The organism is Pedobacter sp. AK013, assembly GCF_014205835.1.
In the GTDB taxonomy this organism is placed as follows: Bacteria; Bacteroidota; Bacteroidia; order Sphingobacteriales; family Sphingobacteriaceae; genus Pedobacter.
In genome coordinates this window covers 21,800-37,506 of the sequence record NZ_JACHCQ010000004.1, presented here as the reverse complement: position 1 = coordinate 37,506, position 15,707 = coordinate 21,800, and the positions used below count along the sequence as shown (strand labels likewise).

Below are 15,707 nucleotides of genomic sequence, written 5' to 3'. Positions count from 1 at the left end.
GAATTCATCATATGACAACATCTGATAGCACACCTAGTTGGATGGAAACAGATAGCCCTAAGTCAAATAAACATCGTTTTCCTACCTAAATCAGCCCACAAAATATTATATTTATCGTTTATCTGTACAACAAAACAATATGCGATATTTAAAATTTTTCGTCTTCTTATTACCACTATTTGTCGTTAATCAACTTTCTGCTCAACAAACCAGTTCAAACCCCAAAATGCAATGGTTTGCCGATGCCAAATTGGGTATTTTCATCCATTGGGGCATTTATTCTGTTAATGGCATTTCCGAATCGTGGTCGTTTTTTAACAATTATATTAATCACGATGCATACATGAAACAGCTTGATGGTTTTAATGCCACCAAATACCAGCCTGCAGAATGGGTAAATTTGATTAAAGAAAGCGGCGCTAAATATGCTGTAATTACCACCAAACATCATGATGGTATTGCCCTTTGGGACAGTAAAATGCCAAATGCTACCACTACAGCAAAGAACAGTGCAGCTAAAAAAGATTTAATTACACCATTTGTTACCAATCTTAAAAAATCAGGATTGAAAACCGGATTATATTTTTCTTTGCCTGATTGGAGTTATACGGATTATGATGGTTTTACACGAGACCGCAAGCGCTATGATTACAAACAAGACCCTGCCCGTTTTAAAAAATTTCAGAACTATTTTCAGGGGCAGTTAAACGAACTTTCTAATCAGTACAATCCTGATTTAGTGTGGTTTGATGGCGACTGGGAGCATAGTGGCGAAGAATGGCAAGCCAAAAACATCCTGGAAAACCTGCGTAAAGTAAATACAAATGTTATCATCAATTCGCGGTTAAATGGTCATGGCGATTACGATACGCCCGAGCAAGGTGTGCCGGTAGTAAGACCAGCTTCGCCTGAGTGGGAGTTGTGTTACACCATGAACGACTCATGGGGTTATCAACCTTACGACAATCATTATAAATCGTCAAATATGATTATCCGTACCCTGGTTGATTGTATTAGCATGGGCGGTAATTTATTGCTTGATATTGGACCAAAAGCAGACGGAACCATTGCACCAGAACAAGTTAAAATTTTAAAAGACTTAGGTCGCTGGACCAACAAACACAGTGAAGCCATTTACGGAACGCAAGCAGGGCTACCTGATGGACATTTCGTAGGCAAAACTGCTTTATCCAAAAATAAAGAGGTACTATACCTATACCTTGATTATAAAACCAAAAACGGCATTTTGCTTAAAGGCATAAAATCTAAAATAAATAAGGTAGAATTGATTGGTAATAAAACCCCAATAACCATAGTTAAACTAAATGAAACGGATTATTTTCTTGATGTTAATGAAAGCGATTTCGACAAGGATGTTACGGTGTTAAAAGTTTTTCTAAACGGACCAATCCAATTATCAAAAGAAAAACAACAAACCATTTCTTTAGCAACTTTATTTGCAGCACCCCAACATTTAGATCTAACCAATTATAATCTGAGAAAACTTTCTTATGATTTAAGTTCTGGTGTAAATATTTTTCAAAACACCAATCTAACTGCGGATGGTTTTGAATTTAAATCAGGCATTAGAAATGTTAATCCAAAGGTTAATAACTGGGTAATTAAAAATGCGGAAGCATTATACAAAACAACTGGCGGAATTCCGGCAGGACATTACCAAGGCAATACCGCACTTTCTGCAGATAAACAAACCCTTTACTTATTTGTAGAAGGCACACCAACGGGCCCAATTGCCATTAAGGGCTTAAAAAACAACATCAGCAGGATCAGGATTGTGGGCGAAGGTACCATGCTTCCGCACGAAATTTATAACAAACTGTACTGGAGCAAAATACCGGGTATAGTTTACATTCCTGTGCCTAAAGATAAATTAGATCCGGAATTAACTGTAATTGCAGTACTTTTAGATAGCCCGATTGATTTGTACCGTGAAAAAGTTGGTGCCATTGAAAGCAATCTCTAATTATTTAACAATTGTAAAATAGTGGCGCGACTTTACGATTATCCTTAAATTGCATTACTTTCGCACATCATGCAGGCAAAATATATCTCATATAAGGAAACCGGATCATTTTCAAAACTGGTTTTAGATTATATTAACGACGAAAAACAGCTTAAATCTTTTTACAGCTATCGTCCTGATATGGAGGGCTTAGCCAAAGCAATTGAGCATAGACATTTCCCTGGAAACCGGGCAACCTTAGTACAGGTTTTACAAGATCAGTATCAGCACTTACAACCCAATAAGTCGGTTACCAAAAATATCGAACTTTTAGCCCTCGATAATACTTTCACGGTAACTACTGGTCACCAGTTAAACTTATTTACCGGCCCGCTTTATTTTATTTACAAGATTGTAACAACCATTAATTTAGCCATCGAGTTAAAAATGGCTCATCCAGATAAAAATTTTGTTCCGGTTTATTGGATGGCAACAGAGGATCACGATTTTGATGAAATTAACCACGTAAGTGTTGATGAAAAGAACATTAGCTGGATACAGCAAACCAACGGTGCCACCGGAAGACTAAGTACTAAAACTGTTGCCGCAGCAGTAATGGCATATAAGGGGTACCTCGGTATCTCTAAAAACGGAAAACGGATTGCCAAATTGGTAGAGCAGGCCTATTTGCAGCACGACAATTTAGCCGATGCTACCAGGTTTTTGGTGAATAACTTATTCGAGAAATATGGTTTGGTAATTGTAAATGCAGATAATGCACAATTAAAAAAACAATTCGCTAATATCATTACCGAAGATATTATTCAGCACAACAGTGCGAAAAATATAGAAAGCAGCTCGAAAAACCTGGAGGATTTAGGCTATAAAACCCAGGTGAATGGCCGGGATATTAATTTCTTTTACCTGATCGATAATCTGCGCGAACGCTTGATTTTTGAAAATGGCAAATATGCAGTAAACCATACCGATATCAGTTTTACAGAGACTGAATTAAAAGAAGAAATCGAATCACATCCTGAGCGGTTTAGTCCGAATGTAGTGATGAGGCCTATGTATCAGGAAGTAATTCTTCCAAATATTGCCTATATCGGTGGTGGGGCAGAAGTAGCCTATTGGATGCAGTTAAAAGCAAATTTCGATTTTTATAAAGTTGATTTTCCTGTTCTTTTACTTCGCAACTCAGCGTTATTGATTGATAAGAGAAGTGCCCAGAACTTATACCATTTAGGCTTTTCTTTGGAAGACATTTTCTTGCCTGTGGAAGAACTAAAAAACATTTGGGTGAAGCGAAATACCACTGCATTGCTGAGTTTAGCCGATGAAACAAGGGCAATTAACAGCATCTTCGACCAAATTAAACTAAATGCCTATAAAATAGAGAAAACGCTTTCTGTTTCTACCGATACTGCAAAACAACGAACCAACCATTTGTTAGCTAACCTGGAAAAGAAACTGTTCCGGGCAGAGAAAAGAAAACATGAAACGGCATTGCTACAAATTGATAATGTAAAGAAAAGACTTTTTCCTAATGGAGCACTTCAGGAAAGAACCTTGAATATTGCACCCATGTATGTAAATTACGGGGAAGATTTTCTTTCCTCATGTATAGAAAATTTTGAACCATTAGGCGGCGATTTTACTGTTTTATTGCCTTGATTTATTTTTTAGATCCGTCATGCTGAACTTGTTTCAGCATCTATAGAAGAGGCCCTGAAATAAATTCAGGGTGACGACAAATATTATAAAATGAACTTCATCACCTTTACCGAAACCAACCTTAGGGCTTTTACTTATAACGTTTTTAAAAAAATGGGCTGTTCAAACGAGCATGCCGAATTAGCAGCCGATGTATTGATCCGCTCAGATTTACGTGGAATCGACTCGCATGGTGTTGCGCGTTTAAGTGGCTACGTACGCCTTTGGGAAAAGAAAAGGATTAATGCCACACCAGACATTAAAATTGTACATGAAACCCCTACCACAGCAACAGTAGATGGCGATGCCGGACTGGGCCTTGTTGTGGCGCCTTTCGCGATGAAAGTTGCTATCGAAAAAGCAGAAAAATATGGCAGTGGATGGGTGTCGGTTAAAAATTCCAATCACTTCGGTATTGCAGGTTACCATGCTTTAATGGCGGTAGAAAAAGATATGATCGGTATCAGTATGACTAACGCCAGCCCTTTGGTTGCTCCTACTTATGCCAACGAACGCTTACTGGGTACCAACCCCATGTGTTATGCTTTCCCGGCTGGGAAATACCCACCAGTAATTGTAGATATGGCTACGGCAGCAGCGGCTAACGGAAAACTGGAAATTGCCCAACGTGCCAATAAAAGTATCCCTGATGGCTGGGTTCAGGATAAAAGCGGAGAAAATTCTACTGATCCGAACGAATTAAAAAACGGTGGTTCACTTCTTCCTTTAGGCAGTGATAAAGATCATGGTAGCCATAAAGGTTATGGCTTGAGTGCTACAGTCGATATTTTATCAGCGGTATTATCTGGCGCAAATTACGGCCCATGGGTGCCCCCTTTCGTAGCATTCTTAGAGCCATCGGCGAATCCGGTTGGTGAAGGACTTGGCCACTTTTTAGGCGCTATGCGTGTAGATGGCTTCAGACCAACCGCAGACTTTAAAGATCATTTGGATAATTGGGTAGAGCGCTTTAAAAGCGCAAAAACGATAGATCCTGATAAAAAAGTGATCATCCCCGGTGAACCTGAGCATGAATTTGAGCAGGAAAGGAAAATCAGCGGTATTCCAATCATTGATGTAGTGGTTAAAGATCTGAATGAACTGGCTGTGAAATTGGGGATTGAAGAGCTGAAATAATTCATCTTTATTTAGCTGCAAAGCAATAATCTTTATACCCAACCTGTTCATAGAGTTCCGAAGGGCGCTGCGGATTAGAGAATAAGAAAGCGTCTTTGACCCGATTCAAGGTTGAAAATTTAATTTTATTGGCAATCCGTAGAGACGCTACGCTTAACTCTATGGACAGGAGAATAAGAGTTTTAACTCTTGAGATTAGATCCTGAAATAAATTCAGGAGGACGCAAGAAAATACGGATTAAAATCAAAAAGCCGCAGATTTAACCAGAATCTGCGGCAAACTATTACTTGATATGGTTTATACCCAACCATAAGGGTGTATTTTTAAGGCTTAACAGTTAAATTATCTTTTAAATAAAGTGCCTTGCTTGATGATCCGATCATTATTCTATATGCTCCCGGTACTACTCCCCATATATTATTAATATCGAGTGTTTGAAGTACTTCTTTATCCAGTTTGAAGGAAATGATCTTAGTTTCACCCACCTTTAAATGGACTCTTTGGAAAGCTCTCAATGCAAGAACAGGCTGTGCTAATTTGCTTAAAAGCGGCCTCATGTACAGCTGCACCACTTCTTCACCGTCATAATTGCCTGTATTTTTAAGTTCGAAGCTTAAGTTAGCGGTTTCATTTTTAGCAATACTTTTGCGGTCGAACTTCAAGTTTTGGTAAGAAAAGCTGGTATAACTTAATCCATATCCAAACGGAAAAAGCGGCTCGCCACTTAAGTTGTTGTAATCATCGCCTCTTCCGGTAGGCTTGTGGTTATAAACCAGGGGTAACTGCGATTCGTCAATCGGATAAGTAATTGGAAGTTTACCTGATGGACTTACTTTTCCAAGCAATACATCTGCAACGGCAGTACCTCCTGCTTCACCAGGGTACCACACATTTAAAACCGCATTTACTTTATTTAACCAGGGTTGCATGTTGATGGCACTTCCACCAGTTAATACAACGATAATAGGTTTTCCTGTTTTCGCAAGTTCCTCCAACAATAATTCCTGGTTGCCTGGAAGGTTTAACATTGCCCGATCTAAAAACTCCCCCTCTTTTATACCCGCAACAAATACAATTGCATCGTTATTCTTTGCTGCAGCTACGGCATCAGCTATTTCGTTTGATTTCCTAATATTATAATCCCAGATCAGTTTGATTTTACCATTGCCCTTAGGTTCGAAAAATTCGACTTTAATTGCATACTCCTTATTTTTCTCGAAATGAAATGGAACTGTTTTCGTACTGAAAGACTTTTTGTCCCAATTGTTGATTACCAATTGGTTATCGAGGTATAATCGGTAACCATCGTTACCTTCCAATCCGATATTAACATCGGCATTTTGTGGCACTTTAATTTTACCATCCCACCGCACTGAATAATCATCCGTTTGCAGCTGCTCGTCTGGTGGGTATAATGTCCAACTGAAATTAACAGCCTTATCATTTACTTCTTTAACAGGTTTTCCGGAGAGGTAAAGCCCTTTAAAATAACTTCCGGTTAACCCTGCCTTTTGGTTGACAGCAAGAAACTGGCTATCTACCGGAATATAAGCTTTCAGCTCTCGGGTACTGCCTTTTAAATAATTGATTTTAACATCATTGGATACCGCATTTTTTAGCCCATCCAAAATATTTACTTTATTATTTCCAGTACCGCTATACCCACCCAACCTGGCTTCTATTGCATCTTCACCTAATAATAAAATTTGTTTTGCATTTTTTAGTGGAAGCGTGTTGTTATCGTTTTTTAAGAGCACGAAAGATTTTAAAGCAGCCTCTTTGGCCAGATTATGGTTACTTTGATCGCTTAGCATCTTTTTAGCAATACTTTCATCAACATAAGGATGTTCAAACAGCCCCAGCTCAAATTTAGCTTTCAGAACTCTTGCCAATGCATCGTCTATTCTCGATTTGGGAATGCTACCGTCTAAAAATGCAGGTAGAAAAAGCTTGTAATGGTTATAATCTACCTGGAAGATTACATCGAGGCCAGCATTTATGGATTGTGCCGTTGCATCTTTATAATCTTTAGCCGTAAAATGTAATACATTGGCACCTCCAACTGCACCTGCATCAGAAATTACAAAACCTTTAAAGCCCCATTCTGTTTTTAGTTTAGTGGTAAGTAGCCATTTATTTGAAGTTGCCGGGGTACCAAAAACGCTGTTATAGGAAGTCATTAATGAACGGATGCCTACATTTTTAACTCCATCTTTAAATGCTGGAAAGTGAATTTCTTCTAAAAAATGTTTATCCATCTCAATCGGGTAGCTATCCCGACCGCCATCGCCAACATTGGCAATAAAGTGTTTTGGGGTAACAATAATATTCTGTCTTTCTATGGCATTCATAAAAGCATGCCCCAGCACAGTTGTTAGATAAGGGTCTTCTCCATAGGTTTCTTCTACCCTGCCCCATCTTACGTCTGTAGCTATATTAATTACAGGAGCCAGAAGATCTCTTAAACCACGCGCCCTTGCTTCACTGGCAATAGCCGTACCGATTTTGGCCACCAAAGTAGTATCAAAACTTGCAGCCAAACCAATTGATTGTGGGAAAGCGGTAGCCCCTTGCCTAACCAAACCATGTAAAGCCTCGTCAAAGGGGATAATTGGAATGCCTAAACGGGTTTCTTCAATAAAGTATTTTTGAATTTTATTAACCTTTTTAGCAAGAGAAAGTCCATCTTCAGAGATATTGTAGGTTAACATCTGTTGTGCATTACCACCTCCTTGTGCAGCCGCACTTACCTGCAAACCAAAAATACCGTGTTTAAACTGTTCTTTATTTGTTTCCGTTATATCACCAGGAATCATAAATAACTGCCAGAATTTTTCTTCAGGAGTCATTCTCGAAATCAGATCTTTTACCCTTAAATCGATATTTAATTTTGGATCTTTATAGGGCAAAGATTGTCCTTTTTTAACCTGGGCAAAAAGGCTGCTGCATAACAACAATGCAGGCAATAAGTATAGGTAGCTTCTCTGTTTCGGCATTACTAATTGGTTTCAGGCGTAAAAGAAAAAGTCAAAGCAATTTTCTCTTCGGTTTTTGGAAAATCAAAATGTACTTTGCCATTTATCAACTTCCATTTTACTCTTTGATTATTACTTAACAACGTAATAGAAGTCCCTTTTTTAGGAATACTGCCCTGCCAGGAAATTTCTTTAGGCAGGTTACGATCAAGCAAACTGATACCATAAATGGTTTTGCCATCTTTACTCTGGGTGAACCAGTTTTGCCCATCGTGGTAGTTTTTGGTAATCCTTGTTCCATATATGGCTGCACCATTTTTACTGGTCCATTTACCAATTTCACCTAACTTTGTAATCACATCATCAGGTAAAGTTCCATCCGCTTTTGGGCCAACTCCTAAAAGTAAACTGCCTCCTTTAGCTACGATTTCTACCAGTTTGTGCACTACTTCACCTGCCGATTTATACTGATCGTTGGGTACAAAACCCCAAGCTCCTCCTAAGGTCATGCAACTTTCCCATGGGTAATCTAATTGCTTTTCAGGAATTTTCTGTTCAGGAGTCTGGTAATTTTCGAACTGACCGTGTACAGTACGGTCAACCATAATTAATCCGGGCTGTGCTTTCCGGGCATTAACAGCAATCTTTGGCATATCAATATCCTGACTCCATTCTGGAATTGGCGCCCCCCATGAAAGTACTTCTTCGTTTACTGATGCTAAAGGCCTTACCCAACCGCCATCCAGCCATAAAATGTCGATACTTCCGTAATTGTTCATCAATTCGCCGATCTGGTTCTGGGTATAACTTTTAAACATGTTCCAGCGCCATGGATTTTTTCTGATATCGTAATTGTTATTTCTATTTGCCGTAGCATATTTATCCCACCAATAATATTGCGAATGCCAGTCGGGCTTTGAAAAATAAGCGCCGATCATAAAATCCTGCTTCCGGAAAGCATCGAATACATATTTGGCAACATCTTTTTTAGGGTTATTGGCAAATGGGCCTTTTGCAATGCTGAAATCAGATTGTTTAGTATCGAACATCGCAAAGCCATCGTGATGTTTGGTGGTAAAAACCAGGTATTTCATTCCAGCGTCTTTACCGGCCTTTGCCCATTGCTCGGGGTTAAATTGGGTTGGATTAAATTTTTCACTTAGTCCCCAGTACCATTTCTTGTAATCATCGTACTTTATTGTACTGTCTCTGTCAACCCAGTCTTCCGAACAGATTGACCAAGATTCAATAATTCCAGGAACAGCATATAAGCCCCAGTGGATAATCATTCCAAATTTTTGGTCTTGCCAGTGTTCCAGTTTCTTTTTTACCGCTTCATCTTTTGGCCATTCGTATTTGGTTGATTCTTTGAGGATATCGTTTCGTTGTGCGAAAGCGATATTAACACAACAGATAAAAGCAATTAAAAGGCTGCGAATTTTCATATTTTAATATAATTAAAAATCCCGGCAGAAACTGCCGGGATTTAATTTAAAGGATTAAGGCATCCAGAATATTTTAGTTTTGCGGGTATCTTTAGCTTGTACAGACTGATAATTTGCGCTATTTAAAGTTTTCTCTTTTGCTGGATATATTAAACGTGTTGGTGGGCTATCAAAACCTGATAATTTACCATTCGATGGAAAAGTTAAAACAGGAAAACCCGTTCTTCTATATTCCGACCAAGCTTCTGTAGATTGTAAAACACCGAAATGTGCCCATTTTTGGGTATAAATCTTAGCTAGTTTATCTGAAGATGATCCTGAATAAGTTGCAGATGATGTGCCTACCCAAATATCAACAGTTGTGCTAGGAGGAGCCGTTACATTTACATAACCTCTTCCTTGATTTAAATTATTTAGGTAGTAATAGAAAGTCACTGATTGCTTTAATGCGTTATCATAGGCGGTTTTAGCGTCTGTGGTACTTCCCCATCTTTCATAAGCTTCCGCTTTTAAGAAGTTAACTTCTGAGGCAGTAATTACTATGCCTGGTAATTTTTGATTGTAAAGGAATGTTGCAGAATCCAAAACTGAATAATCAGGAAAACTGTTTTCCTGCTCTGTTGTGGTAAATGTAACAGGCATCGCTTTATAAGTTGTGTTTGGCACAAAAGTATCCTTACCATTAATTTTAATGGTACGTCCAAATTTATCATACACAACAGGAATGCGTGGATCGTTTGCCGGCAACATTACAGTATTTAACATATAATCTGTAGCGTAAAAGCTACCCTCTAAAAAAGCATCATGCAAATCGCTTGTGCTATTGGTAAGGGGTTGCAGTAAAATATCTGATATTGCTGGATTGTATTGGCCTACATTACCACCATCAACCAAAGGATAGGCTGCATTATCGCCTAACATTTGCATGATGGCAGTTTTAGCCGTCGCTTCATCTGTTTTCGAAATGCGCATTAATAATCTTAAACGAAGCGAATTTGCATAACGAGCCCATTTGTCTACATTTCCTGAAAGCAGAATATCTGATTTTGAAAAGGCAGCATTGGATGCATTACTTTTAAAGTATGCTGCTGCACTTGCAAGATCAGTTAAAAAAGTATTATATAATGCTTTTTGCTCATCATATTTAGGGTTTTTGATTGTGTTATTTGATGGAAGATTTCCGGCTTCAGAATATGGAATATCTCCCCATAGATCTACCATTTTGGCAGCTTGTTCTATTAATACAACCTTAGCAGCCTGCATAATAATTCTTTGAGTAGCTTGCTCACTTGCAGGTAAAGAGTTGAATTTTACTTCCATTGCTCTGTAAAGGGCCATAACGCCACTACCATTACCATTTGTAGAATAAAAATCATCCCAATAGTTTTGGGCATATCCATCATTTTGCTGATAAACAGAATTGCTATTAGATATGTAAGCAGTTTGAGCATATACACCAGGCATTTGACTTAAAAATGTACGCACATTCCAGTACTTTGCTGCTACACGATCATTGTTTAACATGGCGGTAAATAAACCAGCGGTACTTGCTTCTTTTGCCTGTTCTGGGTTATTAAATTTATCTTCAAGCTCTTTTTTACAACCAACCGTAGCCGTTATTGCAATTAAAAGAAAACTTGTTTTTATTATTAACTTTTTCATAATGTCTTTAATTTTTAGGCTAAAAATTTGCATTTAAAGAGAATCCGAAATTTCTTGATGCTGCTGTTGAACCAACATCAACTCCTTGCGACCACCATTTGTTTCCCAGCGGTGCCTCTGGATCCAGGTCTTTAAGGGTTCTGTAGATATAAAACAAGTTACGCCCAATTAATGAAAATCTTAAATTGGTAATTTTTAACTTTTTGGTAAAGGAAGCCGGAATTTTATAGCTCAAGGTTATTTCCCTCATTTTCACGTAGCTATTATCAAAAATTTCTCCTTCAGTTAAAGAGCCTTCTCCCCAGTTGTATGTTGTTAAGTAATAATCCGCAGCGGAAAGGATTTTGCTATTTGGTAAACCTGTATTTTCATTAACACCTTGAAGCAATACACCATCATTATATGTTTTGCCATTTGCGGTGTATGATAAGCCACCATTTGCCGCATCTCTGAATTCCATTGAATTTTCTAACATACCAGCACCTCTCATATATTTAAGGTTTGGAGCAATCATTTTACCGCCCAAGCGATAGTCAATTGTAAAATCTAAAGCTAAATTACCATAGCTAAATGTGTTTGAGAAACCTCCAACTGCTTTAGGCATAATGTTGCCCGCTTTAACGTAAGTAGAATTATCCATTACATAAAAACCATCATCATTGATTAAGTAGTTGCCATTCGCATCAGTTTTTCTCGGACGAATATAAATATTTCCAAGATCCTCGCCAGCTCTTGCTACTATTTTAGCCGTTGATTGATCTGATGCATAAAAGTTAATTTCAGAATTAGCATCTTTCAATGAATTTACCTTTGATTTATTGGTAGAGAAATTTAATCGTGTATCCCATCTAAACTTACCTGATACTGGAGTTGCATTAAATGCCAATTCAAATCCTTGGTTACCAATTTCGCCTACATTTACAATTTGGCTTCTTGCACCATTGGTAGAGGTCACATCTAGCGGAATGATTTGATTTTTAATTTTATTGTTGTAATAACTTACATCTAAACCAATACGGCCGTTTAAGAAACGGGTTTCTAAGCCAAATTCTGCTTCATGTTTTTTCTCTGGCATTAAATCTAAATTTCCATAGGCACTTGCGGAACTTAAAGCAGGAACTGAACCATTTATTGTTTGCAGGGAAACTTGTTTGTATAGAATATTAGATTCATACATTGGTGGCGCATTACCCACAATACCATAAGAAGCTCTCAATTTACCATAGCTCCAAAACGAAGGCAATTTCCATAAATCACTAAAAACAAAACTTCCATTTACAGAATAATAAGAATATTGATTATTTGCGGGTGGAAGTGTAGACACATACTCCTGACGGGCAGTTCCTTCTAAGAACAAATAATCCTTATAAGCTAAGTTTAACATTCCTAAATAGGCATATTTCAACTGCTCCTTACGCGTATCCGTTGTTTCAGCAACACCAAATGAATTGGTTATAGCAAACCAATTTTCTGATACCAAACCGTCTTTAGTATTTGATTTTTGATCTTTATAATTCTCTTTTCTACCTTGATAACCACCACTTAATGATATATTAAGATCCTTACCTATTTTGTTAGAATAAGTTATCAATGCATCTCCATATAAAATGGCATACTGGCCTTGTGTTGTAGTATAGGCTCCTGTACTAGTAGTGCTATTTAATGCACTCGGAATTTCAGTATACTGGCGATTTTCTGTTCTGGCACCAGTATAATCATTACCAATACGACCTCTGAATTTTAAGTTTTTAGCAAAATCATAATTTAAAGTGAAACTAGATAATAACCTGTTTTCATTTTCATTGTATTGGTTTTTCAATTGTTGCCAATAAAAATCCAGTAAATTGGTTGCCCTGATGTTGAATACGAAAGGCTCAGGACGGTTAACTTGATCGAAGGTTGCGTATTTGTATCCGTTACTGGTTTGGAATTTCTCTTTCATTAAATCCATATCTTCAGCACGGCTGAAGAAACCTCCGAAAGACCCCAACACCTGACCCAATTGGTATGGTCTGTTTTTAGTAATCGTGTTTACATAACTTACAATTACATCGGCCGATAATTTCGGTGCGAGTTTAATTGTAGAATTTAAATTAAAAGAGTTTTTTGATCCTGTATTTCCAGGTTGCGTTCCCCTGTAATCCAATCTTGATGCTGAAAAACGGTAGTTTAATGCTTCAGTCTGATTAGATATTGCAACGTTTGCATTTGAAGTATAACCTGTTTGATATACATCTTTATAATTATCAGGCTGAGGCGAGTATGAACGGATTGAACCATCCCACCATCTTACCTGCTGACCTTCCATTTTAGGACCAAAATTCGCATAAGCTCTAAAGTACGGTCTGAAACCACTAGGAGAAGCTGCATCAGGAATCCAGCCTTCTTCAGTTGCACCATTAGCTACGTTAGTTGCCCGGTCATAACCAGGACCATAAGTGTTCTGAAATCTAGGTAAAAAAGCTACCTGATCCATTGAACCTTGATAGTTAAAATCAACACCTAAGCCTCTGTTTTTCGATCCTTTTTTAGTTGTGATTACCACAACTCCACTACCTGCATCAGAACCGTATAATGCCGATGCACTAGCACCTTTTAGTACCGTTAAACTTTCGATATCGGCAGGGTTGATATCCAAGATACCGTTACCACGAACACGTTGATCATCCCAATAGTTATTGTTATTTGCTCCTGCTGCACCGTTTTGTCCATCATTTCTGATCATTACCCCATCCACAACATATAAAGGTTGTTGATTGTAGTTAATAGAGTTAATACCCCTGATCTGAACGTTTACCGCACTACTTGCGCCACCTGGAGCTGTTGTAATTTTAACCCCAGCTGCTTTACCATATAAAGCGGAAGCAAAGTTAGTATTACCAGCTTCTGTTAGCTGTTTAGCCGTTACCGTACTTACCGCGTAACCAAGAGATTTTTCCTGGCGCTTAATCCCCAATGCAGTTGTTACTACGTTAACTTCATCAAGCTGATTAGAACTTTCTTTTAGGATTACATTTATTGATGTTTGATTGTTTATGCTAATTTCTTGCTTGGCATAACCTATTGCAGTAAATACCAAAATTTCATTAGGGCTTACTGATATAGAGAATTTTCCACTGCCATCAGTTTGAGTTACTTTTGCTGTACCCTTAACAGATACACTTACACCTGGCAAAGGCCCCGATGCGTCTTTTACCGTACCGGTAATATTCTTCTGTGCAAAAACTGTTATTGTTAAAAAACACAATAACAGCATACTTAAGCACTTTAAGTATGTCTTTTTCATAATTTTTAGTTTAGTTAATTAGTTGAAGATAATTTGTGACTTATTTGGAGGTCATTTTTTCATTTATACATACAGTCTGTTATTAGTTAAAACTTTGTTTAATTCTTTGTTCAATTAAATTAGCTTAATCAAATAAGCTATTTTCCACCATCAAACTGGCAGCGGCCAATAACTCAGCCTCATCACTCAAGGTGGAGCATTTAATTTCTGTTTGTTCAGCTATCCGTGGGATACAAAATTCATTGATAGCTTGCTGTATCGGTGGAAGAAGCATTTTGCCTGCCTTGGCACCCCGGCCACTCAATACAATCCTTTCAGGATTCATGATGTGGATTAATGTGGCCAACCCTTTACCGATCAGAAATGCCGCATCAGCTAATATAGAAATGGCTACAGGATCTTGTTTCACTACTGCATCCAGGAAATGATCTACATGACTTTTACTTTTATCGTTAAAAAGGGTTTTTAAGCTTGTTTCTTCTCCGTTTTTTACTGCAGCCTCTGCCTTTTGAACCATTACCAAAAGAGATGTTTCCACTTCAAGACAGCCCCGTTTGCCACAAGAGCATAAGCTATTTGAACTAGACAAGGGGATATGACTAAATTCGCCAGCGTAACCGCTACTACCTCGATATAATTTGTCATTAATAATCATCCCCAAACCTGTACCCCAACCAATATTAACGACAAGTACATCTTTTAAATTTCTTGCTTCGCCAAAATTTAATTCAGCTAAGGCGATCAAACTCGAGTCGTTATCGATAAAAACCGGTAACCTTAATTTTTTTGAGAGATAGTCTTGCAAACTTATACCGTTTTCAACTTGCATAAAAGAATAGTTCATTCCCTTTTCTGCATTCACGAAACCCGGCATACCTATTCCAATCCCCAATAAATTTTCTTTATCGATTGTTGATTTTTTTATACAATGATCAATGAATTCGATTAAAGTATCAGCACTTTTACTCTCGGTCATATCTAAATCAATCACCTGCGTTGGTAAGACCTGATGATTAGACAAATCATATATCGTTAACCGTGTGGTTAATTGATCCATTGCTACGGCTATTATGTGCCTTTTGTAGTTGGGATTTAATAAAAAATTTAAAGGGCGGCGGCCTCCAGTAGATGGTGCCAATCCTTGCTCTATAATTAAGCCGTCTTCTATCAAAGCATTTACAGTAGACGTAATTAAAGGCAAGCTCTTTTTGGTACGTTTACTTAAATCGGTGAGCGATGATTTTTTTTTATAATAAAGTAGCTTAATAATGTCGGCCCTTAATCGCTGTGCTTTCTTAACAGTTGCAGACATTTTTGTTTTGTTTCGATAAATTTAAATAAAAAATAAAAGAAATGCAATCTTTTTAAAAAAATTAAAAAGAAGACTGTTTTATAACGTGATTTCAAAAGTGAAATATGTCAAGAAAATGCCTTATGCCCTAAACTTATAATAACATTTCAGCATCAAAATATCATTAACTAAAAAAGGCAATTTTCAAGATGAAAATTGCCTTTTAAAATC

Annotated in this window: 8 protein-coding genes; 3 read left to right on the top strand and 5 right to left on the bottom strand. The window is 37.7% G+C overall.

The features are described 5' to 3' along the window. The first annotated feature begins 139 nt into the window (after window positions 1-139). From HDC90_RS04025 to HDC90_RS04015, 3 genes are all read left to right on the top strand, one after another. Window positions 140-1,984 (top strand): alpha-L-fucosidase, encoded by a 1,845-nt coding sequence (locus HDC90_RS04025; RefSeq protein ID WP_184464111.1) that lies wholly within the window; start codon window positions 140-142, stop codon window positions 1,982-1,984. Between the two features lie 69 nt (window positions 1,985-2,053). Continuing rightward, window positions 2,054-3,640, top strand: a complete 1,587-nt coding sequence (bshC, locus tag HDC90_RS04020) for a bacillithiol biosynthesis cysteine-adding enzyme BshC (protein WP_184464109.1) — start codon at window positions 2,054-2,056, stop codon at window positions 3,638-3,640. 90 nt (window positions 3,641-3,730) lie between these two features. Then, a complete protein-coding gene (locus tag HDC90_RS04015) occupies window positions 3,731-4,816 on the top strand; it encodes an Ldh family oxidoreductase (protein ID WP_184464107.1) in 1,086 nt (361 codons plus the stop codon). 324 nt (window positions 4,817-5,140) lie between these two features. Here the strand turns inward: HDC90_RS04015 and HDC90_RS04010 are convergent, their stop codons facing one another. The 5 genes from HDC90_RS04010 to HDC90_RS03990 all read right to left on the bottom strand — a co-directional run bounded on the left by HDC90_RS04010 (window position 5,141) and on the right by HDC90_RS03990 (window position 15,497). Beyond that, complete coding sequence (locus tag HDC90_RS04010) at window positions 5,141-7,813, bottom strand: glycoside hydrolase family 3 N-terminal domain-containing protein (RefSeq protein ID WP_184464105.1); 2,673 nt, start codon at window positions 7,811-7,813, stop codon at window positions 5,141-5,143. A gap of 2 nt (window positions 7,814-7,815) precedes the next feature. Next, the gene (locus HDC90_RS04005) at window positions 7,816-9,237 is read right to left on the bottom strand and encodes an alpha-L-fucosidase (RefSeq protein ID WP_184464104.1); all 1,422 of its coding nucleotides are present in this window, start codon (window positions 9,235-9,237) and stop codon (window positions 7,816-7,818) included. Window positions 9,238-9,291: 54 nt separating this feature from the next. Then, window positions 9,292-10,899 (bottom strand): SusD/RagB family nutrient-binding outer membrane lipoprotein, encoded by a 1,608-nt coding sequence (locus tag HDC90_RS04000; protein ID WP_184464101.1) that lies wholly within the window; start codon window positions 10,897-10,899, stop codon window positions 9,292-9,294. A 19-nt stretch (window positions 10,900-10,918) separates the two neighbouring features. Next, on the bottom strand, window positions 10,919-14,185 hold the full coding sequence (locus tag HDC90_RS03995) for a SusC/RagA family TonB-linked outer membrane protein (RefSeq protein ID WP_184464099.1): 3,267 nt from the start codon (window positions 14,183-14,185) through the stop codon (window positions 10,919-10,921). A 124-nt stretch (window positions 14,186-14,309) separates the two neighbouring features. Continuing rightward, window positions 14,310-15,497, bottom strand: coding sequence for an ROK family protein (locus tag HDC90_RS03990; RefSeq protein WP_184464097.1), 1,188 nt, complete (start codon window positions 15,495-15,497; stop codon window positions 14,310-14,312). Window positions 15,498-15,707: the final 210 nt, after the last annotated feature.

Excerpts from the sequence above, each read along its gene's own strand:
- HDC90_RS04025 (WP_184464111.1), top strand. The coding sequence starts at position 140 with ATGCGATATTTAAAATTTTTCGTCTTCTTATTACCACTATTTGTCGTT.
- bshC (WP_184464109.1), top strand. The coding sequence starts at position 2,054 with ATGCAGGCAAAATATATCTCATATAAGGAAACCGGATCATTTTCAAAA.
- HDC90_RS04015 (WP_184464107.1), top strand. The coding sequence starts at position 3,731 with ATGAACTTCATCACCTTTACCGAAACCAACCTTAGGGCTTTTACTTAT.
- HDC90_RS04010 (WP_184464105.1), bottom strand. The coding sequence starts at position 7,813 with ATGCCGAAACAGAGAAGCTACCTATACTTATTGCCTGCATTGTTGTTA.
- HDC90_RS04005 (WP_184464104.1), bottom strand. The coding sequence starts at position 9,237 with ATGAAAATTCGCAGCCTTTTAATTGCTTTTATCTGTTGTGTTAATATC.
- HDC90_RS04000 (WP_184464101.1), bottom strand. The coding sequence starts at position 10,899 with ATGAAAAAGTTAATAATAAAAACAAGTTTTCTTTTAATTGCAATAACG.
- HDC90_RS03995 (WP_184464099.1), bottom strand. The coding sequence starts at position 14,185 with ATGAAAAAGACATACTTAAAGTGCTTAAGTATGCTGTTATTGTGTTTT.
- HDC90_RS03990 (WP_184464097.1), bottom strand. The coding sequence starts at position 15,497 with ATGTCTGCAACTGTTAAGAAAGCACAGCGATTAAGGGCCGACATTATT.